At 61.1% G+C, this 24879-nt stretch carries 22 protein-coding genes; 7 read left to right on the top strand and 15 right to left on the bottom strand.

The window, feature by feature from the left end; translation table 11 throughout:
• Positions 1-71: 71 nt before the first annotated feature.
• The 7 genes from ABTV87_RS16445 to ABTV87_RS16415 form a co-directional block, all read right to left on the bottom strand.
• On the bottom strand, positions 72-1712 hold the full coding sequence (locus tag ABTV87_RS16445; RefSeq protein ID WP_433897940.1) for a BatD family protein: 1641 nt from the start codon (positions 1710-1712) through the stop codon (positions 72-74).
• Entirely contained in the window at positions 1709-3445 is a 1737-nt protein-coding gene (locus tag ABTV87_RS16440) for a vWA domain-containing protein (RefSeq protein WP_085603096.1), read from the bottom strand. Before ABTV87_RS16440 ends, ABTV87_RS16445 begins: the two co-directional genes overlap by 4 nt.
• Positions 3442-4521 carry a vWA domain-containing protein gene (locus ABTV87_RS16435; RefSeq protein ID WP_085603098.1) on the bottom strand — a complete coding sequence of 360 codons (1080 nt, stop codon included), beginning with the start codon at positions 4519-4521 and terminating at the stop codon, positions 3442-3444. The genes ABTV87_RS16440 and ABTV87_RS16435 overlap by 4 nt, the downstream gene beginning before the upstream one ends.
• Positions 4514-5011: a DUF4381 domain-containing protein gene (locus tag ABTV87_RS16430; protein WP_007959331.1), complete on the bottom strand. Its 498-nt coding sequence runs from the start codon at positions 5009-5011 to the stop codon at positions 4514-4516. The genes ABTV87_RS16435 and ABTV87_RS16430 overlap by 8 nt, the downstream gene beginning before the upstream one ends.
• Entirely contained in the window at positions 5008-5952 is a 945-nt protein-coding gene (locus ABTV87_RS16425) for a DUF58 domain-containing protein (RefSeq protein ID WP_007959332.1), read from the bottom strand. The genes ABTV87_RS16430 and ABTV87_RS16425 overlap by 4 nt, the downstream gene beginning before the upstream one ends.
• Before the next feature lie 5 nt (positions 5953-5957).
• Complete coding sequence (locus tag ABTV87_RS16420) at positions 5958-6917, bottom strand: AAA family ATPase (RefSeq protein ID WP_007913915.1); 960 nt, start codon at positions 6915-6917, stop codon at positions 5958-5960.
• A gap of 280 nt (positions 6918-7197) precedes the next feature.
• Complete coding sequence (locus ABTV87_RS16415) at positions 7198-7551, bottom strand: hypothetical protein (protein ID WP_003225678.1); 354 nt, start codon at positions 7549-7551, stop codon at positions 7198-7200.
• A 516-nt stretch (positions 7552-8067) separates the two neighbouring features.
• On the opposite strand from ABTV87_RS16415, the gene ABTV87_RS16410 reads away from it, so the two are divergent.
• Positions 8068-12954: an NAD-glutamate dehydrogenase gene (locus ABTV87_RS16410; protein WP_207982997.1), complete on the top strand. Its 4887-nt coding sequence runs from the start codon at positions 8068-8070 to the stop codon at positions 12952-12954.
• Positions 12955-13038: 84 nt separating this feature from the next.
• Here ABTV87_RS16410 and ABTV87_RS16405 read toward each other — a convergent pair whose 3' ends face one another.
• From ABTV87_RS16405 to ABTV87_RS16385, 5 genes are all read right to left on the bottom strand, one after another.
• The gene (locus tag ABTV87_RS16405) at positions 13039-13584 is read right to left on the bottom strand and encodes a hypothetical protein (protein WP_085603102.1); all 546 of its coding nucleotides are present in this window, start codon (positions 13582-13584) and stop codon (positions 13039-13041) included.
• A 244-nt stretch (positions 13585-13828) separates the two neighbouring features.
• Positions 13829-14542 carry an ATPase gene (locus tag ABTV87_RS16400; RefSeq protein WP_433897939.1) on the bottom strand — a complete coding sequence of 238 codons (714 nt, stop codon included), beginning with the start codon at positions 14540-14542 and terminating at the stop codon, positions 13829-13831.
• Between the two features lie 228 nt (positions 14543-14770).
• Positions 14771-15190: a cupin domain-containing protein gene (locus ABTV87_RS16395; RefSeq protein ID WP_433897938.1), complete on the bottom strand. Its 420-nt coding sequence runs from the start codon at positions 15188-15190 to the stop codon at positions 14771-14773.
• Positions 15191-15393: 203 nt separating this feature from the next.
• Positions 15394-15687: a putative quinol monooxygenase gene (locus ABTV87_RS16390; protein WP_007959339.1), complete on the bottom strand. Its 294-nt coding sequence runs from the start codon at positions 15685-15687 to the stop codon at positions 15394-15396.
• Between the two features lie 120 nt (positions 15688-15807).
• Complete coding sequence (locus tag ABTV87_RS16385; protein ID WP_433897937.1) at positions 15808-17244, bottom strand: PLP-dependent aminotransferase family protein; 1437 nt, start codon at positions 17242-17244, stop codon at positions 15808-15810.
• A gap of 311 nt (positions 17245-17555) precedes the next feature.
• On the opposite strand from ABTV87_RS16385, the gene ABTV87_RS16380 reads away from it, so the two are divergent.
• Positions 17556-17996: a carboxymuconolactone decarboxylase family protein gene (locus tag ABTV87_RS16380; protein ID WP_007959341.1), complete on the top strand. Its 441-nt coding sequence runs from the start codon at positions 17556-17558 to the stop codon at positions 17994-17996.
• Positions 17997-18151: 155 nt separating this feature from the next.
• Here the strand turns inward: ABTV87_RS16380 and ABTV87_RS16375 are convergent, their stop codons facing one another.
• Positions 18152-18466 (bottom strand): hypothetical protein, encoded by a 315-nt coding sequence (locus ABTV87_RS16375; RefSeq protein WP_433897936.1) that lies wholly within the window; start codon positions 18464-18466, stop codon positions 18152-18154.
• Positions 18467-18589: 123 nt separating this feature from the next.
• Between ABTV87_RS16375 and ABTV87_RS16370 the strand changes: the two genes are divergently transcribed.
• The 3 genes from ABTV87_RS16370 to ABTV87_RS16360 are packed head-to-tail and all read left to right on the top strand — an operon-like array spanning position 18590 to position 20856.
• Positions 18590-19336: an STN domain-containing protein gene (locus ABTV87_RS16370; protein WP_433897934.1), complete on the top strand. Its 747-nt coding sequence runs from the start codon at positions 18590-18592 to the stop codon at positions 19334-19336.
• Positions 19333-19884, top strand: a complete 552-nt coding sequence (locus ABTV87_RS16365; protein ID WP_011334580.1) for an RNA polymerase sigma factor — start codon at positions 19333-19335, stop codon at positions 19882-19884. Before ABTV87_RS16370 ends, ABTV87_RS16365 begins: the two co-directional genes overlap by 4 nt.
• A 33-nt stretch (positions 19885-19917) precedes the next feature.
• Complete coding sequence (locus ABTV87_RS16360; RefSeq protein WP_433897933.1) at positions 19918-20856, top strand: FecR family protein; 939 nt, start codon at positions 19918-19920, stop codon at positions 20854-20856.
• Between the two features lie 141 nt (positions 20857-20997).
• Here ABTV87_RS16360 and ABTV87_RS16355 read toward each other — a convergent pair whose 3' ends face one another.
• Entirely contained in the window at positions 20998-21606 is a 609-nt protein-coding gene (locus ABTV87_RS16355; protein ID WP_433897931.1) for a prepilin-type N-terminal cleavage/methylation domain-containing protein, read from the bottom strand.
• The gene (gene gspH / locus ABTV87_RS16350) at positions 21603-22055 is read right to left on the bottom strand and encodes a type II secretion system minor pseudopilin GspH (protein WP_433897930.1); all 453 of its coding nucleotides are present in this window, start codon (positions 22053-22055) and stop codon (positions 21603-21605) included. Before gspH ends, ABTV87_RS16355 begins: the two co-directional genes overlap by 4 nt.
• Before the next feature lie 133 nt (positions 22056-22188).
• Between gspH and ABTV87_RS16345 the strand changes: the two genes are divergently transcribed.
• On the top strand, positions 22189-22620 hold the full coding sequence (locus tag ABTV87_RS16345; protein ID WP_433897929.1) for a type II secretion system protein N: 432 nt from the start codon (positions 22189-22191) through the stop codon (positions 22618-22620).
• 273 nt (positions 22621-22893) lie between these two features.
• Positions 22894-24723, top strand: a complete 1830-nt coding sequence (locus ABTV87_RS16340) for an AAA family ATPase (RefSeq protein ID WP_433897928.1) — start codon at positions 22894-22896, stop codon at positions 24721-24723.
• Positions 24724-24879 lie beyond the last annotated feature (156 nt).

Raw genomic sequence — 24879 nt, 5'->3', positions numbered from 1 at the left:
TGATGGCCGCAGGAAAAAGGCGCGGCGAAAAAGAAGAGAGTTTACGGGCAAAAGCCTCGATCGGACTGCAACTACTTCGGATAAAGCGGCGGCAACCCGCTGTCCCCGACCGGATCCTGCACCCGTTCCGCCGTCGGAATCGTCCGGATCGCCCGCCACAGATCCTCACCCTGCCAATGCTGCCCGGTCTCGCTGTACAGCGCGCCGTTCAAGCCGTCGAGTGCATCCGACAGGGGGACAAACCGCGCCGCCATATCCGCCAGGGTTTCCGGCTGTTGGCGGGCCCAGGCGTCGAGGGCCTGGCGGGTGGCGTGGGGGTCGTTGGCCTGGCTGGCGCGTTTGATGTCGTCGAGCAGGGTGCGCGGGCTCGGGCCGGTTTGTGCGGCGCGCAGAATTGCCGGTTGCCAGCGGGCACGCCACCAGAGGCCGAAGCCGAGCAGGGTGGTGCAGGCGAAAACGAACGTGCTGAGTTTCCACCACCACAAGGCTTCGCTGTCGGCCGCGCTGAGCGGTTGCGCGCTGCCCGTCGGGGTGTCGACTTGCAGGCTCGGGTTGTTCGCCACTTGCAGGGTGCGCGCCGGCAGGCTGGTGTGTTCCAGGTGATCTTCGAAGGTGTTCCACCAGACCACGTCTACCGTTGGCAATTCGATCGAGCCGCTGCGGCTCGGCACCAGCGCTTCGCGTTCTTCTCGGCTGCCGATCAGGCCGCGGTCGCTGCTCTGGTTGTTCAGCACCGGTTGATCCGGGTAGCGGCGCAGGCCATTGGCCTCGGTGGCGGGCAGGGCGGGCAGTTGCGAACTGGCCAGGCCTTCGACCTTGAGGGTCAGGCTGCGGGTCAGGGAGTCGCCGACCTGAGTGTGTTCCGGCTCCGGGTTCCAGCTCTCGCTCAGGCTCAGGCTGCGGGCCGGCAGCCACGGTGCGTCGCTGGGGTAGGTCATCGGTTTCGGTTTGACCGTCAGCGACGTGGCGCTGGAGCTGACGCGCATCAGTTTGCCGGGCTTGGGCCCCTGCGCCGTGGCGTCCTGCGAGGGCTGGGTGTCGACCAGTGTGGCGCTGAACGTCTGCGGGGCGATGCTCAGTAAACCGCTGTGCTGCGGATAGATCGCATAGCGCATCTCGATCACGCCATGGCGCACACCGTTGATGTCTTTTTCATAGGTGCGCATGTCGCCCAGTTGCTCGATGCGCGCGTCGGCGATCTGCAACGGCGTCAGGCTGCTGTCGTCGTACAGCGACACCGAATGGTAGATGCGCAACGTCAGGATGGCCTGGGCCTGCACATAGACGTTGGTCTGGTCGAGGCTGGCTTCGATGAACACCGGTTCGCGGGCATTGTTCTCTTCGCGGGTGTCGCTCTCGATCACCTGCACGGTGATCGGCTGGCTCTCGACTTCACCCAGTTTCAGCGGCGGGATTTCAACGCTGCCGTTCTGCTTGGGCAGCAACGTGATGATCCAGCGAGTGGTGGCGCGGTTGTCACCGTTGAGCGTGTTCAACTGGTTGACCTGACGCGTGCCGCGCACTTCGAACAGCGGCTCCAGCGGGCTCAGGTCCGGTTTGCCGAACTGCGTGACATCGTTGGATTCGAGGGTGAGTTCGACCGTCTCGCCGGAATTCAGGCGACTGCGATCCACACTGGCCGTCAGCTCGGCCGCCTGAGCGGTGGCCGTGCAGATCAGCAGGGGCAGCAAGAGAGCGGTGAAACGGGTCATCGAATGTTTTCCTGATCCTGATGTTGTTGCTGTTCGTACCAGAATTTGCGTCGCAGCAGTTCGCCCGGGTCATCCGGGATCTTGCCCAGCCATTGTTCCAGCGCCTGCTGTTGCTCGCCTTCGAGGTTGTCCTCATTGGGGCGCAGCAGCGGCTGGGTGTTCTGCTCCTCGCCCGGTTCGCTGTCCGGCAGCTCGTTGGCACCCGGCAACGGCGGGGTAGTCGGTGGCGGCTCGCTGGCGGACTCGCCGGTTTGCGGCTCGCTGTGGGTTTCGCTTTTGACCGCTGGTGGTGGTGCGGTCGGTGGCGGTGGTTCATCGCCCGGTATGTTTGGCTGCGCCGGTTTGTCTTGCGGTTCGGCCGGCGGCGGGGCGTTTTTCTGTTTCAGCAGGTTTTCCACCAGCGCCTTGTTGGTCAGCGCCGGACGCAGATCCGGCTGACGTTCCAGGGCCTGTTCGTAGGCGTCCAGCGCTGCTTCCAGCTCGCCGCCTCTGGCCAGGGCGTTGCCACGATTGTAGTGGGCGTGGGCGTCATTGCCCTCGGCGAAACGCTGAGCGGCGCCACTGTAGTCGCCGGCCTCGTACAACGCCACCCCTTGCCATTGCGGATCTTCGAAATGCTTCGCCGCTTCGGCCGGGCGCTTCTGTTTGAGCAGATGCAGGCCTTGCTGATCGGGGCGCAGCCACAGGTCTTCGAAGTCGAAGGCATAGCTCGGTTGCGGCAATGCCAGCAGCAACGGCAGGCAGAACAACCAGCCACGCCGCCCGGCGCACGCGGCGAGCAGCAACAGTGGCAACAGCAGCCAGTAACCCTGATCGGCCCAGGTGTCGAGGCGCACGGTCTGGCCATCGTTGCGCAGGCTGCGCGGGCCATCGAGCAGGCCGAGGTCGCCCAGATCGGATTCATCCAGCCGTGCGCTGCGGTACTCGCCGCCGACTGCGTTGAGGAATGCGCCGAGGCCCGGGCTGTCGAGTTGCGGTACCCGGATCGCGCCCTGGGCGTCCTTGAGGAAACTGCCGTCCTCCTGAGCAATCGGTGCACCCTCGGCGGTGCCGATGCCGAGCATCAACAACTGCGCCGATTGGCCGCTGAGCGCATGGCGAATGCCCTGGCGTTCTTCTTCCGACAGCGAAGAACCGATCAGCAGAATCCGCCCCTGACCCAACGCACCCTGCTTGAGCAACGCCAACGCCTTGCTCACTGCCAGATCGGCGCGATGGCCGCTTTCCGGCATCAGCGAAGGCTTGAGCGCGTCGAGCAGGTTGCGACTGGTCGCCAGGTCATCCGACAGCGGCACCAGCGTATGGGCGCTGCCGGCGTAAACGACGATGGCGGTCTGGGCGTCGCTGCGCACTTTCAGCAGGTCGAACAGCTTGCGCCGGGCCTGTTCCAGTCGCGTTGGCGGCGAATCGGTGGCGAGCATTTCCGGGGTCAGCTCCAGCACCACCACCAACGGATCGGCGGGTTTCTGGCTGGTCTGTTCGACCCGCTCCCAGCTCGGCCCGAGCAACGCCAGAATCGTCAGCAGCCAGGCCACGCTCAGGGCGACCCACGGCAACTTGCTGTCGCGACCGCTGCCGCCACTGAGCAGCGTGGCGTGAAAGGCCGGCGGCAGAATCATCTGCCAGCGACCTGCGCGCTTCTGTCGGTGCCAGAGCTGCCAGATCAGCCAGCCGAGCAACGGCAGCAGCAACAGCCACCAGGGGCGGAACCAGTGCGGCCACAGGGCGATCATCGGCGCCTCCGCAAACGCAGGCGCTTGAGGCGCTCGCGCCAGTCAGGCAGGGGGCTTTGCAGATACAGCTCCTTGGTGAACAGCCGTTGCAGCGGGTTGTCCGGCCACAACACACGGGCGACCAGCAAAATGCTCAGCAGCAGCGCGAATGCCAGCGGCCACTGATACAACGCCTGTGCCGGACGGGCCTGGGTCGGTTGCTGAGTCACCGGTTCGAGCTGATCGAGGGTGTCCTTGATCGCTTGCAGTTGCTGGCCGTCGCGAGCGCGGAAGTACTGGCCGCCGGTGACCTCGGCGATGGCCTTGAGCGCCGGTTCGTCGAGATCGAGGGTCGGGTTGCCGCCGAGCAACGCCGTGGCGCCGCTTTCTTCAGGATCGGCACCGATACCGATCGGATAGATTTTCACACCTTCGCTGGCGGCCAGTTTTGCGGCGGTCAGCGGGTCGATTTCGCCGCCATTGTTCGCGCCGTCGGTGACCAGAATCAGCACCCGGCTCTGGGCCGGACGCATGCGCAGGCGCTTCAGGGCCAGGCCGATGGCGTCGCCAATCGCGGTGTTCTTGCCGGCGATGCCGATCCGCGCTTCGTCGAGCCAGACCCGCACGGTGCGCCGGTCAAACGTCAGCGGCGCTTGCAGGTAAGCCTGGCTGCCAAACAGGATCAGGCCGACGCGGTCGCCATCGCGGCTTTCGAGAAAATCACCGAGCAAATGCTGAACCAGCGACAGGCGACTGACGTCTTCGTCGTTCCATTGCATGTCCGGGAAGTCCATCGAGCCGGACACGTCCACCGCCACCAGCAGATCACGGCCGCTGGCGGCAATCGGCAGCGGTTCGCCGAGCCATTGCGGGCGGGCGGCGGCGATCAGCAGAAACAACCACAGCAGCATGAACGGCGCTTGCTGGCGCCACGCTGGCAGATTGGCCCGGGCGCGACGGCGGGCGAGGCCTTCCAGGTCACCCAGAAAACTCACTTTCAGCGCCGGCTCGCCGCTGTCGGCCACCGGCAGCACAAGGCGCATCAGCCACGGCAGCGGCAACAGCAGAAAGATCCACGGCCAGGCGAACTCAAACATGTTTGCGGATCCAGGTGTCGACTGCCTGGGTCAGGCCGGCGATGGCTTTGTCGTCGAGCTTGCACTCGGGTTTGTAGGCGCCTTCGACGAGCACCATCCAGCGGGTCAGGCCGGCGGCGGGGCAACGGTTGTCGAGAAACGCCAGCCATTTGCGGCCGTTGAGGGTGTGGCTCTGGCTGTAGGGATAGTGGTTGCGGCACAGGCGCTTGAGCAGGCCGTTGAGCTGCTGCAGCCAGGCACCGGCCGGGGCACCGTCGTAGGGTTTGGGCATCTGCGCCAGTTCGGCGAGTGCGGCGATGCGCACCGGGTCGAGTGGCAGTTCGGCGCGCACGATCGGTTTCTTCTTGATCGGAATGAAACGTCGCAGCCGCCAGATCGCGAAACCGATTACCGGCAACAGTAAAAGCAGCAACCACCAGCCCGGCGCCGGCGGCCAGAAGGCAATCGGTGGCGGGGAGATCAGCGGTTGCAGTTGTTCGAGGCCGTTCATCGACCTTTCCCCGGACGCTGCGGGTTCAGGAACTCGCGCATCTGTTCGACCATTTCGCTCTGGGTGCTCAGCGGCATCAGCAGTACGCGCAGCTTCTGCGCGAGCAACTCCCAGCGGGCGATGCGCGCTTCGGCCTGGGCGCGGTAGGTCTGGCGCAGGTCGAAGTTGAGGGTGTCGAGTTCCAGCTGCGCGCCGCGTTCGGCGAATCTCAGCAGCCCAGCAGCGGGCAGGGCGTGGTCCAGCGGATCGGAAAGCGGCAGCATCAAAAGGTCGCAATGGCGCGACAACAGGCTCAATTGCTGCTCGGCGCTGTCGGACAGTGCGCGCTCGTCGCAGATCACGATCACCAGACTGCCCGGTCGCAGCACTTCGCGGGCCCGGCGCAACGCCACTCCAAACGCATCGCGATCCGGCTCCCGCTCGCTGTGCAGCGACTGATTGACCTTCACCAGCCGGTTGAGCAGTTGCAAAAGGCTCTGCTTGCTGCGACGCGGTTTGATTTCGTAGTGCTCGTTGTCGCCGAACACCAGCCCGCCCACCCGGTCGTTGTGACCCAGCGCGGCCCAGCCGATCAGCGCCGCTGCCTGCGCTGCGAGCACCGACTTGAACATCAGCCCGGAACCGAAAAACAGCCGCGTGCTTTGCTCGACCATGATGAAAATCGGCCGTTCACGTTCTTCATGGAACAGTTTGGTGTGCGGTTCCTGCGTCCGCGCGGTGACGCGCCAGTCGATGGTGCGCACGTCGTCGCCGGCCTGATAGACCCGCACCTGATCGAAGTCGACGCCACGACCACGAAACTTGGAGTGGTGCAGGCCGATCAGCGGACTGCGCTGGCTCGGCGTGGAAAACAGCTGCACTTCGCGCACGCGGTGACGCATCTCGATCAGCTCGGCGAGGCTGATGCGGATGCCCGGTTCGGACGGCAGAGAGGCGTTCATCGGGGTCAAGCGACGGCTACGACGTCGAGAATCCGTTGCACCACCCGATCCTGGTCGATGCCAGCGGCTTCGGCCTCGAACGACAGAATAATGCGGTGACGCAACACGTCGAACAGCACAGCCTGGATGTCTTCCGGGCTGACGAAGTCGCGACCGGCCAGCCAGGCATGGGCGCGGGCGCAGCGGTCGAGGGCAATGGAGCCACGGGGGCTGGCGCCGTAGGCGATCCACTCGGCCATTTCCGGGTCGAACTTGGCCGGGTTGCGCGTGGCCATGACCAGTTGCACGAGGTATTCCTCCACGGCGTCCGCCATGTACAGGCCGAGGATTTCCTTGCGCGCGGCGAAGATCGCCTGCTGGCTGACCCGGCGTTCGGGCTTGGTTTCGCCGTTCAGGGCTTCGCCACGGGCTTGTTGCAGGATCCGGCGTTCGACGGCGGCGTCCGGGAAACCGATTTTCACGTGCATCAGGAACCGGTCGAGCTGGGCTTCGGGCAGCGGATAGGTGCCTTCCTGCTCGATCGGGTTCTGCGTGGCCATCACCAGAAACAGCGGCGACAGCTCGTAAGTACTGCGCCCGACGCTGACCTGACGTTCGGCCATGGCCTCAAGCAGCGCCGACTGAACCTTGGCCGGGGCACGGTTGATTTCGTCCGCCAGCACCAGGTTGTGGAAGATCGGGCCTTGCTGGAACACGAAACTGCCGGTTTCCGGGCGATAGATCTCGGTGCCGGTGATGTCGGCGGGCAGCAGGTCCGGGGTGAACTGGATGCGATGGAACTGGGCTTCGATGCCCTCGGCGAGTTCTTTGATCGCTTTGGTCTTGGCCAGACCCGGAGCGCCCTCGACCAGCATGTGGCCGTCGGCGAGCAGGGCGATGAGCAAGCGCTCGATGAGTTTTTCCTGGCCGAGAATCTGCGTTGAAAGAAAGGTTCGCAGCGCCAGCAGCGCTTCACGATGTTCCATCGATGACTGTTCCTGGAAAGGGTGGCCACAGGCGTTCGGATAACGCCGGGGCTGGGGGCGTTACTTTAATCCATCGCAGGGGGTGGCGACTAACGGCATTTTGCGCAAAGTGCGGGAAATGACCGGGGCAATTGTTGGAATTTTGTAGGGCGGGGGATGTGCGGTGTTCTTTCGGGCCCTATCGCGAGCAAGCTCGCTCCCACAATGAACCATGTTCTCCTGACAGAACGCGGTCACTGTGGGAGCGAGCTTGCTCGCGAAGGCGCCAGTTCAGACACCCTCAAATCTGGCTGATGTAAGTGCCAGTACCATCAAGAATGTTCTTCAGGGTTTCCTCAACCTCGGCCAGATCCACCATGTCCGGATTGAAGGTGATTTCCAGCACATCATCCCCGTTCAACGCATCGGCATCGGCGGCCGCGATTTCGATCTTCAGCAGAGTCTTGGTCAAGGTGACCTTGACGCCATCAAGGGTCGACGGCTCGCCATCCAGGGTGATCTCCAGCTCGTCCTCGTCCGGGTAGCGGCTCATCAGGAACATGTCGCCCTTGTCGCTGTGGCAGCAGAGCATGGCCATGTTGTCTTCTTCGTCGTCGCACGGGTTGACGATCAAAAGGGCGGTGGTCATTTGCATGGGGAATTCCTGCCTCGGCGGGCTTGTTGGTCGCAATTGGGCGCGATTCTGCCAGCCCCCGGGAATTTCTGCATGTGAGAGTGTCAGAGGATGTGTCGTGAACGCGACACAGGTCAATGGTCATTCCTGGCACGCCTGTACCGTAAAAACGGGCATTCAGACCGGCGTTCCGCCCTATGAATGCTAGTGTTTACCGATGCGCAGGCCTTGGTTTACGTGCCAATGACCGAATATGTCGCAGCACCGCAAGCAGACACATTGTCGCACCCATTAAGCTGCGCAACGGATGAGCACCCGTAAAGGCATTGCCAGGGCCCCGCGAGCGGCGCCGGGCAGTCGTTTTTGCAGATGCCCATTCATGGAAGGTGAATGTGACCTGAGTGTCTCGTCCAGCTTCACCCACCTGTCACCCTGTTTCCTCTGCCCGAGAATCAGGAACAGGGCGACGGAACGCCCCGAAAGGGGTTTTGTACGCGACGCTTTCCATCAATAACAAGCCCAAGCGGAGTACCACAGATGGCGTTCTTCACCGCAGCCAGCAAAGCCGACTTCCAGCACCAACTGCAAGCGGCACTGGCGCAGCACATCAGTGAACAGGCACTGCCACAAGTGGCGCTGTTCGCTGAACAATTCTTCGGCATCATTTCCCTGGACGAGCTGACCCAACGTCGCCTCTCCGACCTCGCTGGCTGTACTCTTTCTGCGTGGCGCCTGCTTGAGCGCTTCGATCACGCGCAACCACAAGTGCGCGTCTACAACCCCGATTACGAACGTCACGGCTGGCAGTCGACCCACACCGCGGTCGAAGTGCTGCACCATGACTTGCCGTTCCTGGTGGACTCGGTGCGTACCGAGCTGAACCGTCGCGGCTACAGCATCCACACCCTGCAGACCACCGTGCTCAGCGTGCGTCGTGGCAGCAAGGGCGAGTTGCTGGAAATCCTGCCAAAAGGTTCGACCGGCGAAGGCGTGCTGCACGAGTCGCTGATGTACCTGGAAATCGACCGCTGCGCCAACGCGGCCGAACTGAATGTGCTGACCAAGGAACTGGAACAGGTTCTGGGTGAAGTCCGCGTCGCGGTCGCCGATTTCGAGCCGATGAAGGCCAAGGTGCAGGAAATCCTCACCAAGCTCGATAACAGCGCATTCGCCGTCGATGCCGACGAAAAGAACGAAATCAAGAGCTTCCTGGAATGGCTGGTGGGCAACCACTTCACCTTCCTCGGCTACGAAGAATTCACCGTGACCGATGAGCCGGATGGCGGCCACATCAAGTACGACCAGGATTCCTTCCTTGGCCTGACCAAACTGCTGCGCACCGGCATGACCTATGACGAGCTGCGCATCGAAGACTACGCCGTCAATTACCTGCGCGAACCGACCCTGCTGTCGTTCGCTAAAGCCGCGCACCCGAGCCGCGTACACCGTCCGGCCTACCCGGATTACGTGTCGATCCGTGAACTCGACGCCGACGGCAAAGTGATCAAGGAACACCGCTTCATGGGCCTGTACACCTCGTCGGTGTATGGCGAAAGCGTGCGGGTCATCCCGTTCATTCGCCGCAAGGTCGAGGAAATCGAGCGTCGCTCGGGCTTCCAGGCCAAGGCTCACCTGGGCAAGGAACTGGCACAGGTTCTGGAAGTGCTGCCGCGTGACGATCTGTTCCAGACTCCGGTCGACGAACTGTTCAGCACCGTGATGTCGATCGTGCAGATCCAGGAACGCAACAAGATCCGCGTGTTCCTGCGCAAAGACCCGTACGGTCGTTTCTGCTACTGCCTGGCCTACGTGCCGCGCGACATCTACTCCACCGAAGTTCGCCAGAAGATCCAGCAAGTATTGATGGAGCGCCTGAAAGCCTCCGACTGCGAATTCTGGACCTTCTTCTCCGAGTCCGTGCTGGCCCGCGTGCAACTGATCCTGCGCGTCGACCCGAAAAACCGCATCGACATCGACCCGCTGCAACTGGAAAACGAAGTGATCCAGGCCTGCCGCAGCTGGCAGGACGACTACGCCGCCCTGACCGTCGAAACCTTCGGCGAAGCCAACGGCACCAACGTGCTGGCCGACTTCCCGAAAGGCTTCCCGGCCGGCTACCGCGAGCGTTTTGCAGCGCATTCGGCCGTGGTCGACATGCAGCACCTGCTCAACCTGAGCGAGAAGAAGCCGCTGGCCATGAGCTTCTACCAGCCGTTGGCCTCCGGCCCGCGCGAGCTGCACTGCAAGCTGTATCACGCCGATACCCCGCTGGCCCTGTCCGACGTACTGCCGATCCTGGAAAACCTCGGTCTGCGCGTGCTGGGTGAATTCCCGTACCGTCTGCGTCACACCAACGGTCGCGAGTTCTGGATCCACGACTTCGCGTTCACCGCCGCCGAAGGTCTGGACCTGGACATCCAGCAACTCAACGACACCCTGCAGGACGCGTTCGTCCACATCGTCCGTGGCGATGCCGAGAACGATGCGTTCAACCGTCTGGTGCTGACCGCCGGCCTGCCATGGCGCGACGTTGCGCTGCTGCGTGCCTACGCCCGCTACCTGAAGCAGATCCGCCTGGGCTTCGACCTCGGCTACATCGCCAGCACCCTGAACAACCACACCGACATCGCTCGCGAACTGACCCGGTTGTTCAAAACCCGCTTCTATCTGGCGCGCAAGCTCGGCAGCGATGATCTGGACGACAAGCAACAGCGTCTGGAGCAGGCCATCCTGACCGCGCTGGACGACGTTCAAGTCCTCAACGAAGACCGCATCCTGCGTCGTTACCTGGACCTGATCAAAGCGACCCTGCGTACCAACTTCTACCAGACCGACGCCAACGGACAGAACAAGTCGTACTTCAGCTTCAAGTTCAACCCGCACTTGATCCCTGAGCTGCCGAAACCGGTTCCGAAGTTCGAAATTTTCGTTTACTCGCCACGCGTCGAAGGCGTGCACCTGCGCTTCGGCAACGTTGCTCGCGGTGGTCTGCGCTGGTCCGACCGTGAAGAAGACTTCCGTACTGAAGTCCTCGGCCTGGTGAAAGCCCAGCAAGTGAAAAACTCGGTCATCGTGCCGGTGGGTGCGAAGGGCGGCTTCCTGCCGCGTCGCCTGCCACTGGGCGGCAGCCGTGACGAGATCGCGGCCGAGGGCATCGCCTGCTACCGCATCTTCATCTCGGGTCTGCTGGACATCACCGACAACCTGAAGGACGGCAAACTGGTACCGCCGGCCAACGTCGTGCGTCATGACGACGATGACCCGTACCTGGTGGTCGCGGCGGACAAGGGCACTGCAACCTTCTCCGACATCGCCAACGGCATCGCCATCGACTACGGCTTCTGGCTGGGTGACGCGTTCGCGTCCGGTGGTTCGGCCGGTTACGACCACAAGAAAATGGGCATCACCGCCAAGGGCGCGTGGGTCGGCGTACAGCGCCACTTCCGCGAGCGCGGCATCAATGTCCAGGAAGACAGCATCACGGTGGTCGGCGTGGGCGACATGGCCGGTGACGTGTTCGGTAACGGCCTGTTGATGTCCGACAAGCTGCAACTGGTTGCCGCGTTCAACCACATGCACATCTTCATCGACCCGAACCCGAACCCGGCCACCAGCTTTGTCGAGCGTCAGCGCATGTTCGACCTGCCGCGTTCGGCCTGGTCCGACTACGACACCAGCATCATGTCCGAAGGCGGCGGCATCTTCTCGCGCAGCGCGAAGAGCATCGCCATCTCGCCACAGATGAAAGAGCGCTTTGATATCCAGGCCGACAAGCTGACCCCGACCGAACTGCTGAACGCCTTGCTCAAGGCGCCGGTGGATCTGCTGTGGAACGGCGGTATCGGTACTTACGTCAAAGCCAGCACCGAAAGCCACGCCGATGTCGGCGACAAGGCCAACGATGCCCTGCGCGTGAACGGCAACGAACTGCGCTGCAAAGTGGTGGGCGAGGGCGGTAACCTCGGCATGACCCAACTGGGTCGTGTGGAATTCGGTCTCAATGGCGGCGGTTCCAACACCGACTTCATCGACAACGCCGGTGGCGTGGACTGCTCCGACCACGAAGTGAACATCAAGATCCTGCTGAACGAAGTGGTTCAGGCCGGCGACATGACCGACAAGCAACGCAACCAGTTGCTGGCGAGCATGACCGACGAAGTCGGTGGTCTGGTGCTGGGCAACAACTACAAGCAGACTCAGGCCCTGTCCCTGGCGGCCCGTCGCGCTTACGCGCGGATCGCCGAGTACAAGCGTCTGATGGGCGACCTGGAAGGCCGTGGCAAGCTGGATCGCGCCATCGAGTTCCTGCCGACCGAAGAGCAACTGGCCGAACGCGTTGCCGAAGGCCATGGCCTGACCCGTCCAGAGCTGTCGGTGCTGATCTCGTACAGCAAGATCGACCTCAAGGAGCAGCTGCTGGGCTCCCTGGTGCCGGACGACGACTACCTGACCCGCGACATGGAAACGGCGTTCCCGCCGACTCTGGTCAGCAAATTCTCCGAAGCCATGCGTCGTCACCGCCTGAAGCGCGAGATCGTCAGCACCCAGATCGCCAACGATCTGGTCAACCACATGGGTATCACCTTCGTTCAGCGACTCAAAGAGTCCACCGGCATGACCCCGGCGAACGTGGCTGGCGCTTATGTGATCGTGCGTGACATCTTCCACCTCCCGCACTGGTTCCGTCAGATCGAAGCGCTGGACTATCAGGTTTCCGCTGACGTGCAGCTGGAGCTGATGGACGAGCTGATGCGTCTGGGCCGTCGCGCTACGCGCTGGTTCCTGCGTGCCCGCCGCAACGAGCAGAACGCTGCCCGTGACGTCGCGCATTTCGGTCCGCACCTGAAGGAGCTGGGCCTGAAGCTGGACGAGCTGCTGAGCGGCGAAATCCGCGAAAACTGGCAAGAGCGTTATCAGGCGTACGTCGCCGCCGGTGTTCCGGAATTGCTGGCGCGTATGGTGGCGGGGACTACCCACCTCTACACGCTGCTGCCGATCATCGAAGCGGCCGACGTGACCGGTCAGGACCCAGCCGAAGTGGCCAAGGCGTACTTCGCCGTGGGCAGCGCGCTGGACATCACCTGGTACATTTCGCAGATCAGCGCCTTGCCGGTTGAAAACAACTGGCAAGCCCTGGCCCGCGAAGCGTTCCGCGACGACGTCGACTGGCAGCAACGCGCGATCACCATCGCTGTTCTGCAAGCGGGCGGCGGTGATTCGGACGTGGAAACCCGTCTGGCACTGTGGATGAAGCAGAACGACGCCATGATCGAACGCTGGCGCGCCATGCTGGTGGAAATCCGTGCCGCCAGCGGCACCGACTACGCCATGTACGCGGTGGCCAACCGCGAGCTGAACGACGTGGCGCTGAGCGGTCAGGCAGTTGTGCCTGCTGCGGCGACTGCGGAGCTTGAGCTTGCTTGAGTAGCCGTTGAATGAAAAAGCCCCGCTCTCGAAAGAGGCGGGGCTTTTTATTTATGGCGGGTTTATGCGCGGGTCTGCGAGATATCAATCCTCGTCAATCAAATCCTCGTACGTGTCAGGCGTAGCGCCGGGGTAATCAACATTCCTTTGCAGGATTTCGAGGTTGAACTTCAGGGTTGTACCTGCGCGCTCACTGAAATATTGAGCGTTGCTATTGGACTGGATGATTCCGGCATTTCGGGCTTTCAGGTAAATATTTGCGTTGTTTGTGCCCAGGTCATCAAGTGTGATGATTCTTTTGTTGTCATCCAGCAAGTTGAAGGAGGTTGTTTTTCCGCCAGCACCCGGCATGGCGCTGAGCTTCCCGGTAGCGCCTTTGCTGATGTAGTGAGCAAAGTAACCATGACCGCGAATCTCGATGTTGTAGTAATCCTCGTAACATGCGAAGTAGGCAATGAATTTGGGGTAGGTTCGGGTCGGTCCAACCGGGTGGCGCGGTTGGGACGGCAGCGTGGTAAGGACATTGGCTTCGCTGGCAGGGTAGCTTTCATTCAGCAGATTCCGGAAAGTCAAACGGCTGCCGTTATATTCCAGGTGTGCGTAAAACGATCTTTTTTGATTCAGGCTCATAATGATCTTCCATGATGTCGAGTGGGTCTTGCGTGGTGTGGCGACTAATCTAATTGAGGTTTTTTCAGATGGAAGTCTACAAGCGTTGCGAGGTATTGCTGTGTGAGGGATATGACGGCTGAGGGCAGTTTTAAAGCGGGTTTGAATGCTGTTTTATACTTCTATTTTAATATGTGTATTTCGAAGTAATACCTCTCCCTGGCGATCTCCTTTTCGGGAGATGCCAGGGATCAAAGGGGGGCTGTCAGTGCAGGTTTTGCCCTTGCTCGTGATCAAGCATCGACACGTTACCTGCCGACCTGGTCAATAAATTACTGAGCGACTGGTCAAACTTCTGCAGCGCCCGAACTTGTACGTTCTGCTGTTCATTGATATCCGCAACGATATCTTCCGAACGTTTGTAATCCGCCCATAACGGACTCAGCGCTCTGGCGTCCGTCCCTTTGGCCGTGCCGATATAGTTGAACTTCCCGTCATAAAAGTCCGCACTCACATCCGCCTTGACGTCCGAACTGCGCGACGTAATCAACTGGCTGTGAGTGTCGACGATCGCCACCACATCCGGGTTGGCCGCCCGCAGGCTCTGCATGTCCGGGTACACCGTGACCGAGCCGAACTGGCGTTGCAGCGAGGCTTTCACCCAATCCACCGCCATGTCTGGTTTGGAGGTGGCGACGTAGGCATCGTGGATCGGCTGCACCAGCAGACTCTGGCCGAAACCGGTGCCGGCGTTGGCCTGGTAGTTGCGCAGGTAGTCGCGGTTGGTCTGTGTGCTCGGGCTGTAAATCACGCCCAGCGACACGCCAGGGCCGGCCTTCACGGTGGTCATATGGCTGCGGCCAACCGGGTGGGGCAGCAAGGTGTCGAGCGACGATACCGCTTTGGGCGCGGTGGGGACCGAGCAGGCCGTCAGTGTCAGCAGTGAAAGGAACAGAGTGCTGGCGAACACAGGTTTCATGGTGTTTCTCCCGTGAAACAACTTCAGTCGGAAAGTTTAAGTTGCCACTCTTCGCGGCAGTTGAATCAGACTAAACCTGTGGCGGTTTTATGAAACGACCAATCAGTGAAGTTATCAGGAGACCAATAGTTTGATTTGCTGTAAGCCGCGCAGGTTAATTGCGACCAGCATTAAAAACGCTCAAATCGACGATTTGAGCGTTTTTATTTATGGCTGACGTAACAGCAATCAGTTTTCCAGAGGGATCAACACTTTCTCATCGGGCGACAGCACCATGAACACCAACAACTTGGCCGGCTTGCTCTTGCTGGCGTTTTTCGAGATCAAATGCTCGGAACCGGCCGGCTCGTACCAGTACTGACCCTTCTTGTAGGTGATCGGTTGTTCACCTTTGACCTGGGAAACGATCTCGCCTTCAAGCACGTAGGCCATGGCGGTGCCGTCGTGTTTGTGGGCGATCGAGGACTGGCCGGGTTTGTAATCGACTTCGATCATCATGGCTTTTTTGCCGGGGACGTTTTTCAGCATCTGATCCTGCAGCACCGAGATTTTCTCGGATGGGGAATCGGTGCCGTGGGCCAGTGCCGAAGCGCTGATGGTGAGGGCCAGAACGGCGAGCGGGGCGGCAAGCAAGTGCAGGACTTTCATGGTGATCACCTGATAAGTGGGGGAGTCGGTAATCACAGTAGTCTGCGGGCCGGGGTATTCAAACGGCCAATATTCGGGAAGTTCGGGTGACCAATCTGGGGGATTTCAGCGCATTCAAATACGCCATCGCGAGCAGGCTCGCTCCCACATTCAACCGTATTCAAATGTGGGAGCGAGCCTGCTCGCGATGGGGGTCTTTAAGGTCAAACGATCGGAAAGGAGTTGAAATCCACGCTATTGGCCAGACGACTGTCGATCAGGTCGATGAAGCCCTGGGCTTCCGGGCGATTGAAATGCGCCTGCATCGCCGCTTCCGACTGCCAGCGGGCGCTGACCGTCCAGCGGTGGCTGTCCTCGGGGCAGCGGTCGACCATGTAGGAATCGCAGCCCGGCGTTTCGCGCAGGGTTTCGACGATCTTCTGCAACTGCTTGCCCAGCTCCTCCGATCGGCCGGCTGCAGCCTGCACCTGTACGGTGTTGATCACTTCGTTGGACATTGCTCACACTCCTGAATCAGGCCGGACGAATCCTGCTCATTGAGGGATAACGCTTGTGCAGGATAGGCCTGCCCCCCCGGATCACCAATAACCAATCGGCGGTTAATCGTTTAGTCCAATCTACCCAACGACCTGTTGCAGAATGTCGCGCAGGCGGTCGAGCGCGATATCGATGTCCAGGGTTTCGATGGCGCCGAAACCGAAGTACATCCCGCTTTTGGCCGGCTGCTGATAATAGAAGCCGTCGATGGCGTACAGCCCGACTTCGACCTTTTTCGCCAGTTCGATCACCAGCGGCAAGTCGATCGGCACCTTGCAGAACACCGCCATGTGAAAACCCGCGCTGGGCGGCACGGCCTCCAGCCAGGGCGAAAGGTCGGTGGCCATGCGCGCCAGAATCCGTTCGCGGCGCTGGGCATAAATGGTGTGGCAGCGGCGGATGTGCTTGAGCAGACACCCTTCGGCGATGAACTTGGCCAGCGCCCATTGCGGCAGGGTGGAAGCGTGCAGATCGGTGAGCTGCTTGGCGCGAATCACCGCCTCGAGAATCGCCGGCGGCAGGATCGCGTAGCCCAGTCGCAGCTCCGGCAGCAGGGTTTTCGAGAAGGTGCCGACGTAGGCGACGATGCCGCGCTGATCGAGCTTGTGCAGCGAATCCGTCGGTCGGCCCTCGTAGCGGAACTCGCTGTCATAGTCGTCCTCGATGATGATCGCGCCCAGCTCATGAGCCCGTTCGAGCAGGGCCTCGCGCCGCGCCTGACTCATCGGCATGCCCAGCGGGAACTGGTGCGATGGCGTCACGTAAATCAGCCGGGTGCCCTCGGGAATCCGCTCGACCTGAATGCCCTCGGCATCCACCGGCACGCCGACCACCGTCGCCCCGTGAGTGCCGAACAGCAGCCGCGCCGGCGGATAACCCGGATCTTCCATCGCCACCAGACTGCCGGGACGGATCAACACCCGGGTGATCAGATCCAGCGCCTGTTGCGCGCCGTTGCAGACCACGATGTCCTCGTCCTGGCAGTTCACGCCACGGGAAAACGCGATGTGCCGGGCAATCGCATTACGCAGCGCCGGCAGGCCCTCCGGCACACTGTAAAAACCTTTGGAATGGGCCATCTGCCGCAGCGCGTGAGAGACGCAGCGGCGCCAGTCATCCTGTGGAAACTGGCCCTTGCTGGTGGCGCCGCCGATGAAGTCATAGCGCAGCGAACCCTCGAGCGTTGGATGGCGCAGGAACACCGGCAGATTGCGCCAGCTCTCGATTACTTCGGAGCTGGCCAGTTCGGAATGGCTTTGCTTGCGCTGTACCGGCGTCGAGCGGGCGTTGACGTAAGTGCCTTTGCCGATCACGCCGGTGAGGAAATTCTCGTAGGTGAGCTGCGCGTAAGTGTCGGAAATGGTCTTGCGCGAAATCCCCAACTGCTCGGCGAGCAAACGGCTGGGCGGCAACTGGGTGCCGGCGGCCAGACGCCCGGATTCAATGGCGCCGCGCAGTTGCTGGTACAACTGACCGGCCAGATCCTTGCGGCCATTGATCACGACATGCAGTTCCATACCGACGGGGCGCTCCGGGTGATTGAGTGTGCCGGCCAGATTACTCCCGAATGCGGGCGGGGCAGAAGTTGCGTAGTGCAATTATCCGGAATTGGCGCAAAACCCTGTGGGAGCGAGCTTGCTCGCGAAAGCGGTGTCTCAGTCGACATCGATGTTGAATTTAATGCCCCCATCGCGAGCAAGCTCGCTCCCACAGGTATCGTGTTTGGCTCGGGTTCAGTGGTCTGCCGTTTTTTCGTGGAATTGGGGCTGTAACGTTGTCGAATCAGCGCTTACCGTGAAATGACTCTTCTGCTGCCCGAGGCCCGCCCATGTCCCCGCGTCTGGATTACTACAGCGCTTCACCCAAAGCCATGAAAGCGATGATTGCCCTGGAAGCGCTGACCAGCAGCCTGAGCATCGAACCGCCGCTGCTGCACCTGATCAAGATCCGTGCCTCGCAGCTCAACGGCTGTGCGTTCTGCACCGACATGCATTCGGTGGAAGCACGGCGGGCAGGGGAGACGGACCGGCGCCTGTACGCGATCGCAGTCTGGCGCGACAGCGGCTTCTTCAACCTGCGCGAACGTGCGGCGCTGGCCTGGACCGAGGCAGTGACGCTGCTGGCGGACAGCCGGGTGCCCGACGATGTTTACCAGCAGGCGCGGGAACAGTTCAACGAGACTGAACTGGTGGACCTGACCATGGCCGTGAGCACCATCAACAGCTGGAATCGTCTGGCGGTGAGCTTTCGCCAGATTCCCAGCGATTGATCACGAGCCATCAATCGCTGCGCCCCCTAACACGCTGATCGTTCCCACGCTCCGCGTGGGAATGCCTCTGGGGACGCTCCGCGTCCGGTGACGCAGAGCGTCACGGCTGCATTCCCACGCGGGAGCGTGGGAACGATCAGGCGATCAGGTGAAAGCTAGTTCGGTGGCCGCTGCGGTTTCACCGACGTGCCAAAGGTGTTGCCCATCCGCGTACTGGTGGCCGCCGGCGTCGCCAGTCCCACCTGATTCGGCGGGCGCTTGTTGACCGGCACATTCATCGCTTCCTGATTCTTCTGCGCAACTGCCGCACCATCTGGGTTGTTGCCCATCTGCTGGCTCAGGCAGTCGTAATTCGGCGCCTTGTAGCCACCCACCGTCACCTCAACGCAGCCCAGCGGTTCCTCCGCGTGTGCACCGCCCAACACCGCCAGCAACAACCCGCCGAAGACGACTTTCCAGACTGATTTCATGCCTGCCTCCTGGCCGGCCCGAAGGGGCCGCTCTAGCCCAAGAGTCTAGTGCAACGACGGCGCCGATCCCGTGATGGTTTTTTTGCAGTGGCCGTCACACCAGATTCATAAACAGCCCTCAGGATGACGGTTTTCAGGGATACATCAGCCGTGCAGCGAGGCCGTGCCAGGGAGGATGTTGTGCGCTCAGCGCTCGTGCGCCAGCTCTGTCTGGGGCTGCTGCTTGGCTTGTTTCTAAGCGGCGCCAGCGCCGACCCGATGCCGGCGACGATGCGCATGACACTGCACATCCCAGCCCAGGAACTGGCCCGTGCCCTCGATCAGTTCAGCCGCGCCACCGGCATGGCGGTGCTGGTCGACAGCCAGTTGAGTCGCGGTCGACGCTCGTTGGCGGTGGATGGCGAATTCACTGCTGCCGAAGCGCTGCGCCGGATGCTCGGCGGCAGCGGCTTGATGGCCAAGTACAGCCGCGACGACGCGTTCACCTTGCAGGTTGCGCAAATCGAGGAAGTGCCAATGCCGGCGGAGAAACCGACCCCCGCCAGCGCAGCCGTCAACCGCAGTTACGCCACAGCGGTGCAGGCCGCGATTGAACGCAACCTGTGCCGCTCGCCGCTGACCCGGCCCGGCAGTTTTCGTGCGGTGTTGCAGCTGTGGATCGGCCGTGACGGCGTGGTGCAGCACAACCGGTTGGTCACCTCGACCGGCGATGTTCGGCGCGATGCAGCGCTGGTAGACAGTTTTCACACGCTCAAGATCGACCGGCCGACACCCGGCGCACTGCGCCAGCCAGTCACGTTGCTGTTGTTACCCGAATCGTCAGGAAAGCGCATGGAATGCACACAATGGGAAGGAGTTTCCGGGGGATGAAAGACGCCGGACAAAGTTCGATGGTCCAGTTGTTCCTGACGTCCTACGAGGACTTTCGGGTGCGCCTGCGACGCCGTCTCGGCTCGGAAGACCTGGCCAACGACGTGCTGCACGAAACCTACCTGCGGGTCGACCGCATGGAAGCGCCGCCGAACCTGCTGCGGCCCAACGCCTACCTCTATCGCATGGCCCTGAACATCGCCGCCGACCGCCGCCAGGCCGATGCGCGATTGCTCACCGGCAGCGAAGTCGAAGAACTGCTGCAAGTCAGCGACGAAGCGCTGGACCCGATGCGCGTGGTCGGCGGCCAAAAGGAAATCCAGTCCCTGCTCAGCGCCCTCTACGAACTGCCGGCCCGGCGCCGCCGGATCTTCATCGCCGCACGCCTGGAAGAAGCGCCGCACCTGGAAATCTCCCAGCGTTTCGGCATCTCCACGCGCATGGTCGAGAAGGAAATCAAGGCTGCCCTCGGACACTGCGCGGCCAAACTGGAAAGAAAAGTGTTTCAGCGGTTCGGTCGCGGGGCCGGAAAACCGTCTAGTGAATGAAGCTCCCGATCAACCCGTCGAGTACCTGCGCGTTTGAACATCTTCCGTCTGACACCTGCCGAGCCCACGCCTGCCGAGCGTCTGCAAAGCGAAGCCCGCGACTGGCTGATCCTGCTGACCTCCGGCCGCGCCACGGTCGCCGATGCCCGAGCGCTGCGCCAGTGGTGCGCCCAAAGCCCCGAACACGCCCGCGCCTTCGAAGAGTGCAAAGCGTTGTGGCATCTGCTGCAACCGGCGGCGGAAGCGATGCAGGCGCCACGACGGTTTGGACGCCGGGCGTTTCTCGGCGGCGCGATTGCCGCGTCGGCGGCGTTCTTGCTGGTGCGCGGCACGATTCCGGGCGGGTTCTCCGGGCTTGGCGCGGATTACATCACCGAAGTCGGTCAGCAACGTCGCGTCGAACCGGCCGATGGCTTGAGCTTGGAACTGAACACCCAGACCCGCATCAACCAACGCTCGGTGGATGAGGGCGTGCAAGGTTTTGAACTGGTCAGCGGCGAAGTCGAAGTGCAGACCGCACGGCTGCCGATGGCGATGCAGGCCGGTGGCGGCTGGTTGCGGGCGAGCAGGGCGCGGTTCAACCTGCGTAACCTTGATCAGCAGGTTTGCGTGACTTGCCTCGATGGCGCAGTAGAAGTGGAAGTTGAAGGTCGTAGCCTGCACCTGGAACCGGGCCAGCAATTGACCTATGACGCGCAACAGGTTGGCACCGTGCAAAGCGTCGACACGGCGGCAGTAACCAACTGGCGCCAACAGGTCCTTGTGTTCAACGGGGCTACCCTCAGCCAGATGATCGACGAGATCAACCGCTACCGCCCAGGCATGTTGCTGCTGCTCAACCGCGAGCTCGGCCAACGCCGCGTACAAGCACGTTTCTCCCTCGACCAACTGGCCGGCGTAGGCGCATTGATCCGCGATGCCTACGGCGTCAAATGCACCGAGTTGCCGGGCGGCGTAGTCGTCCTCAGCTAACTAAAAACAGTACTCACAAACACCCTATATCCCTGTGGGAGCCAGCCTGCTGGCGATGAGGGCAGCACATCCGACATCTCATTGCCTGACCCACCGCATCGCCAGCAGGCTGGCTCCCACAAAGTTCAACGGTGACCGCCGCTACTGCAACGGCCCCATCACCTGCCGATACTTCTCCACCCCCTGCGGCGTCTCCCGAGTCAACCGCACCTCCAACCCCAACGGATCCTCCCGCCGATTCCCGCTCAACTGCCGCCACCCCTTATCCATCTCCCAAACCCGCACCTGCAAATCACTCACCTCACCCAACACCGCCACCCCAGCCGTAGGCGCCGGCAACGGATACCGACTCCGCGCCGGCGCCACCGCGCGATACAACGTGTTCCCCTTGAGCCACCAGCGCACCCGCTGCAGCGCCCCCGGCTGATCCGCCGCGCTCCGAATGATGTCCAGCCGAAATCCCTTGCTGTCACTGCTGCGCACCGTAACGGCAGGCGGCGCCGTCGCCGGTTCATCCTCGGTGCCAACCTTCTTCGGCTCCGTCAGCTCGATCCCGGCGCGCATCTCCACATCCCGCTGCATCTGATTCAACGCCCGCAACAGGCTGTCACTCTGCTCGCCACTGGCCTGCAAATGGCTGTCGGCGCGCGTGACACTGTCCAGCCCCTTCCAGGCAATCAGACTGACCACCGCCATCAACAGAATCGCGACCATCACCTCGATCAGCGTAAAACCTTCTTGTCTGTTCATTGCACGCTAATCCGGCCCGAAGCATCGCGCAGCACACTCAACCGATTGAGCCCGTCAGACAGCGTCAACTGCAGCGGCGGATTGATCCACTCCGCGTTCAGCACCACTTTCTGCTTCGGCTCCACCCGCACCTCCAGCTTCGGACTCTGCCAAGGACGCGGCCGCAACTGCGGGTCCCGATTGAAATGATCAAAACCCTTGCCACTGTCACTGCGCCGACTGAACCGAAACCCCTTGCCATCGCTCAACCACGCAATCGGCCGGCCATCCGCACGGGCCTCAGCCTGGGCAATCTGCAGCAACTGCGCCACGCGCTCGGCATCCTTGCGCAGCAACTGCAACGGATCGGGCTTGATACTCAAACTGATCGCCGCACTGGCGATACCGATGATCACCAGCACCACCATCAACTCGATCAGCGTAAAACCCTGCTGCCTGCTCCGGTTCATCGAATGCGCACTCCCTTGCGTCCAGCCCCGTCCCAAAAAACCATCCTGCACGGCCAACATGTAAGGCGTGTGAAATAAAACCGTGAGAATTGCCGCGTAGTCTGGTCACCGGGACTAAAAGGAGATTCAGCCCATGAGATTCACCGCACGCTTTTCACCCCCCCAAATCATCCAGGCCGCCGCACTGCTGGCCGCCCTGGTCGGCATCGCCACCTGGTCATCCCTGCTCCTGACCACCGCCGAATCCCACACCCCGGCGGCCACGCCGCAACTGCTCGCCGCACGCAGCGACAACCCGGCGTTGCAATGGTTTTCCAACCGCACGGCGCCGGTGGAAATCAAAGTCAGCGGCGTGATGGCGGGGAGTCGCGGGGCGGTGGCGATACTCAGCCTCAACGACGGACCACCTAGGAGTTTTTTGCAGGGGGAACGGGTGAGTCCTGGGGTGAAATTGGTGGCGGTGGAGGGGGATGGGGTGGTGATTGAACAGGGTGGGGAGAGGGTGCGGTTGGAGGTGGAGAAGTTGGGGGAGGGGGTGGAGATGCCTAGGTTGGTTAGGCCGTGATTTTTTAGCTACTACGGCTCCACTGAAAAGGCCGATTGCTGTAATTCGCCGCTGATGCCTCAACTAGTTGACGTTGAGCGGTAGCCACATTAGTAACGACTGACGAACTCGGAAAACTGTGAGAAACCGAGAGCGATAAATGACCCTCTGGCCCTTGCTGATCAAAGTCGTTGCGAAATCTTCGATACGTTGGCTGCGCGCAGCTGTGCATTTCTCTGCCTAGACTGGCTTTAGTTCGTCCTTGTTGACTTAACTTCAGATAGGGAAATCACGATGCGCCTCAAGTCCGTCAAGCTAACGCACTTCCGCGGTTATCGCACCGTTACGGTGATCCCTGCCAATGAAGCCATGACTGGCATCGTCGGTCGTAACGACTATGGCAAATCCAGCATTCTCGAAGCCTTGGCCATCTTCTTTGAGACGGAAGGGTTTAAGCCTGATAGGAGCGACATGAACTGCTTCAGCCTGGCGGAAGGTGCTGACCAATTTGAAATCGCGTGCGAGTTCGATGGGCTTCCCGAGCGTATGGTTTTGGACGAGGTTGCTGAGACGACTTTGGCAGATGAGTACCTTCTGAATGCAGAGGACGCGCTGGAGATTGTCAAAACTTACAAGGCAAGTACCGGAAAACTCGAGCGGGTAGCCCTTCGTTGCCAGCATCCTGCGGACCCGGAATTGGCAACCCTACTCAGTCTGAAGATGGCCGATCTTAAAAAGCTTGGGGAGCAGCGCGGGATAGCCGAACAGGTTGCCGACAAGCGAGTAGCCTCACTGTGGCGCCAGGCCATTCGCCGTGCGGCCGGGCAGATAGCCTGTCAGGACACAATGCTAGATATCAGCAAAGCGCTTTCGACTGACAACAAATCCATCTGGGAAAAGGTCGAGGCACAGTTACCTGTCTTTGCGCTGTTCAAAGCGGACAGGGAGAGTAGTGATGGCGATGCCGAAGCAAAAAATCCGCTGCAGCAAGCGGTCAAGGAGGCTCAGGCCGAACTTCAAGGCCAAATCACTGAATTGGAGCGTCAAATTGAAGCCAGCGTATTAGAAGTGGCTGCTCGCACCCTCGACAAGTTGCGAGAGATGGCACCTGAGCTTGCCAACGAGTTGACACCGCGCTTCAAGGATAAGCCGAAGTGGGTATTCAACTTCACCTTGGATGGTGAGAACGGCATACCGATCAACAAACGCGGGAGCGGCGTACGTCGCCTCATTCTTCTCAACTTCTTCCGCGCTGAGGCGGAGAAAGCCGTAGTGGGCACCCAGCGCGACGTCATCTATGCCATTGAGGAACCAGAAACCTCTCAGCATCCGAACTATCAAGTGATGTTGATGCGGGCACTACTTGAACTGTCTCTGCATCCCAACAGGCAGATCATCGTTACCACTCATGTGCCAGCCCTGGCTGGTCTTATGCCTATAGAGGGAATTCGTTATGTAACCAAGGGCGAAAACGGTTACCCGATCGTCAAAATGCCTAATAACGACGTACTGAAGGAAGCTGCTGAAAGCCTCGGTGTGCTTCCTGAGACAGGTCTTGAGCGCGCGCGTGCGGTCGTATTGGTAGAGGGTAAGTCAGACGTGATCTTCCTTAGGCATGCAGCCAATACGCTCAAAGCTGCTGGGCAGCTTGCCGCTAGCTTGGAGGATCTTGGAATCGTCCCAATTCTGATAGGTGGCTGCGGCAGCGTAAAACATTGGGTCACCCTCAATCTCGCAGATGATCTTGGACTTCCATGGTGCGTTTTTTTGGATTCGGACATCGGGGGTACTGCCGAGCAAATGGCTGCGATTGCCAAGCGCAAGGGAGAGGTCGAGGCGCGAGGCCGATCGTTCTACTCCACGCGCAAACGAGAAATCGAAAACTACCTTTGCCCCGATTTGATCGAGGCCCAACTCGGAGTCAGAGTGGTTTTTTCCGATACCTGCGACGCCAAGAAGTTAATCGGATCAGCAGCGCGTATTAACCCTAACGACGTCATTGACCGATTCTGGCCGTTGATGAGTGCTGATCAAATCCTCCAGCGTTCCAGTTATCGAGAGAACGATGTTGATCGCTCCGAGCTTAAAGAGCTAATTGAGGGCTTGCAGACCTTAATCGCTTGAAGACCGTGCGCCAGAAGCAGCATATTTGAGGCCATTACCTTTACCGAAGCCTGGTTGATCTGTTTCGCGGCTGGCCGCTATCGGCCAAAAGCGGTCATTCCGCCTGTTTGATATTGGACGACTCAAGTATTCCGAATTTCGCATCTCCGATGTAGG

This window comes from Pseudomonas sp. PSE1(2024), assembly GCF_050990555.1.
Classification (GTDB): domain Bacteria; phylum Pseudomonadota; class Gammaproteobacteria; order Pseudomonadales; family Pseudomonadaceae; genus Aquipseudomonas; species Aquipseudomonas aphyarum.
This window is presented reverse-complemented; position numbering and strand designations above follow the sequence as displayed.

Bases quoted from the DNA above. Each gene is read 5' to 3' on its own strand.
- ABTV87_RS16390 (WP_007959339.1), bottom strand. From the start codon at position 15,687: ATGTCCAACGAAGTGATCAACACCGTACAGGTGCAGGCTGCAGCCGGC.
- ABTV87_RS16410 (WP_207982997.1), top strand. From the start codon at position 8,068: ATGGCGTTCTTCACCGCAGCCAGCAAAGCCGACTTCCAGCACCAACTG.
- ABTV87_RS16340 (WP_433897928.1), top strand. From the start codon at position 22,894: ATGCGCCTCAAGTCCGTCAAGCTAACGCACTTCCGCGGTTATCGCACC.
- ABTV87_RS16395 (WP_433897938.1), bottom strand. From the start codon at position 15,190: ATGAAAGTCCTGCACTTGCTTGCCGCCCCGCTCGCCGTTCTGGCCCTC.
- ABTV87_RS16405 (WP_085603102.1), bottom strand. From the start codon at position 13,584: ATGAGCCTGAATCAAAAAAGATCGTTTTACGCACACCTGGAATATAAC.
- ABTV87_RS16380 (WP_007959341.1), top strand. From the start codon at position 17,556: ATGTCCCCGCGTCTGGATTACTACAGCGCTTCACCCAAAGCCATGAAA.
- gspH (WP_433897930.1), bottom strand. From the start codon at position 22,055: ATGAACCGGAGCAGGCAGCAGGGTTTTACGCTGATCGAGTTGATGGTG.
- ABTV87_RS16445 (WP_433897940.1), bottom strand. From the start codon at position 1,712: ATGACCCGTTTCACCGCTCTCTTGCTGCCCCTGCTGATCTGCACGGCC.
- ABTV87_RS16355 (WP_433897931.1), bottom strand. From the start codon at position 21,606: ATGAACAGACAAGAAGGTTTTACGCTGATCGAGGTGATGGTCGCGATT.
- ABTV87_RS16435 (WP_085603098.1), bottom strand. From the start codon at position 4,521: ATGTTTGAGTTCGCCTGGCCGTGGATCTTTCTGCTGTTGCCGCTGCCG.
- ABTV87_RS16400 (WP_433897939.1), bottom strand. From the start codon at position 14,542: ATGAAACCTGTGTTCGCCAGCACTCTGTTCCTTTCACTGCTGACACTG.
- ABTV87_RS16440 (WP_085603096.1), bottom strand. From the start codon at position 3,445: ATGATCGCCCTGTGGCCGCACTGGTTCCGCCCCTGGTGGCTGTTGCTG.
- ABTV87_RS16415 (WP_003225678.1), bottom strand. From the start codon at position 7,551: ATGCAAATGACCACCGCCCTTTTGATCGTCAACCCGTGCGACGACGAA.
- ABTV87_RS16420 (WP_007913915.1), bottom strand. From the start codon at position 6,917: ATGGAACATCGTGAAGCGCTGCTGGCGCTGCGAACCTTTCTTTCAACG.
- ABTV87_RS16345 (WP_433897929.1), top strand. From the start codon at position 22,189: ATGAGATTCACCGCACGCTTTTCACCCCCCCAAATCATCCAGGCCGCC.
- ABTV87_RS16375 (WP_433897936.1), bottom strand. From the start codon at position 18,466: ATGAAATCAGTCTGGAAAGTCGTCTTCGGCGGGTTGTTGCTGGCGGTG.
- ABTV87_RS16385 (WP_433897937.1), bottom strand. From the start codon at position 17,244: ATGGAACTGCATGTCGTGATCAATGGCCGCAAGGATCTGGCCGGTCAG.
- ABTV87_RS16430 (WP_007959331.1), bottom strand. From the start codon at position 5,011: ATGAACGGCCTCGAACAACTGCAACCGCTGATCTCCCCGCCACCGATT.
- ABTV87_RS16365 (WP_011334580.1), top strand. From the start codon at position 19,333: ATGAAAGACGCCGGACAAAGTTCGATGGTCCAGTTGTTCCTGACGTCC.
- ABTV87_RS16425 (WP_007959332.1), bottom strand. From the start codon at position 5,952: ATGAACGCCTCTCTGCCGTCCGAACCGGGCATCCGCATCAGCCTCGCC.
- ABTV87_RS16370 (WP_433897934.1), top strand. From the start codon at position 18,590: ATGACGGTTTTCAGGGATACATCAGCCGTGCAGCGAGGCCGTGCCAGG.